We start from the raw sequence: 1,534 nt of genomic DNA on the forward strand, positions 1-1,534 counted from the left end.
AGCTTGATCTTTAACCTCGCGCGGCGAGGTGGGCCTGGAGCGTGGGTTCGCGTTTGACGGTCTTGCCCACGTCGTGGCGGGGCGCCGGCTTGCGGTTCTTCGAACCCGGAGGCCGTCCGGGGCCAGGGTGAGAGGGTTTCGGCACCCGGGCCGGAGTGAGGACCTTCGCGCGGATGTTGCGGAACCCTCGGCGGACCCGGGCCGGGGTCAACTTCGCTGCTGGAAGCGGTCGTTCCCAGGGGCGGCGCAGGTCGGCGGCGAGCGGGCGGGCCAGGCGGAGCTGGGTGTGGGCGACGATGACCAGCCAGGTCCACAGATCGGCGGTGTCTGGTGCGCGGAAGTGCGGCGCCGTCCAGCCGAGGGTGCCCTTGAGTAGGCGGAAGGTGTGCTCGAGGTCGAATCTGCGCAGAAAAGTGCGCCAGATTCGGTCCAGATGGACGGTGTCGATGCCGGTGGCGGAGGACCATAGCCACAGCGGCTTCGCTTCGCGTTCGCCGGGCAGGTGATCGACCTTGAGGCGGACCAACGTGCCGTGGGTGATGGGGATTTCGCCTTCATGGTCGAGCCAGGGCCCGCGCTTCTGCAGGCGCTGGTGCATCCGGTCCCACGCCTTCGTCTCGGCCTTGCCGTAGCGGGTGGTCTCGGTGCAGGTAGTGGCGTCGGGCTCGTGCCAGGACTCGGGTTTGGCGAAGGTGAAGGCAGTCCCGTGCTTGCGTGGGCGTCCGCCCTTGGGGGTGGAGCGGGGCTCGCCCGCATCGCGGAGCATGACCCGGTCCGAACGCAGTCGGCCGATGAGTTCGACAGGCAGGTCGGACAGGAGGTGGGCCAGGCGGGTGACGTCGTAGCCGGCGTCCATGACGAGCAGGATGTCCGGGTCGCCCAACTGCCAGTGCCCGGCTTCGATCAGGCGGCCGGTGACCTCGCGAAGTTGGTCGGCGGTCACCGCGGTGGCGTCGTCGGCCGGTCCCAGCCGGACCGCGTCCAGCAGCGCGGTCCAGGAGGTGCGGCCGCTCTCCAAGGCGGCGACGAAGGAGTAGGGCCAGCCGGGGATCAGCTGGTCCGCGCTCCGGCCGCGCCCGTAGACATGGCAGAACAGGCGGTCATCGCTGGTGGGAGCGTCGGGGCGGAGCCAGTGCGAGACATCGACGGCCAGGGCGATGCGCCCGTCGGCGAGGCGGGGGATCGGAAGGCCGGCCAGCGCGCGACGCAGTCGCGCGGGCTCGAGCCAGCCCCGGTCCAGCGCGGCGTACATCGCGCCGTGCCCACGCCGGTGCTCGGCCGCCAGCGACAGGTCCACCAGCGTCTTGACCGGCCCGTCCGTGCACAGCAGCGCGTCGGTGAGCTCGAAGAGCGCGTCCGCGCGCGTGTACAGGCACTCGTAGAAGTCCATCCGAAAGCGGGACAACATGCCCCACTGCTCGACGGCGGGCAACTGCACAGGGAGACTCGTCACCAGCGGCCGTTCCTTCAGCTTCGTTACTCGACATCTCGAAGCGTGAGGGGCGGCCGCCTCTGCTGTCTCGCGAAGAACCGC

Annotated in this window: 1 protein-coding gene; it reads right to left on the reverse strand. The window is 70.1% G+C overall.

Going from position 1 to position 1,534, the window contains the following annotated elements; translation table 11 throughout:
* Positions 1-10: 10 nt before the first annotated feature.
* Positions 11-1,408 carry an NF041680 family putative transposase gene (locus IF30_RS0140180; protein ID WP_051712269.1) on the reverse strand — a complete coding sequence of 466 codons (1,398 nt, stop codon included), beginning with the start codon at positions 1,406-1,408 and terminating at the stop codon, positions 11-13.
* Positions 1,409-1,534 lie beyond the last annotated feature (126 nt).

It is taken from the genome of Streptomyces sp. NRRL S-350 (assembly GCF_000719705.1).
GTDB lineage: Bacteria > Actinomycetota > Actinomycetes > Streptomycetales > Streptomycetaceae > Kitasatospora.

Excerpts from the sequence above, each read along its gene's own strand:
- IF30_RS0140180 (WP_051712269.1), bottom strand. The coding sequence starts at position 1,408 with ATGTTGTCCCGCTTTCGGATGGACTTCTACGAGTGCCTGTACACGCGC.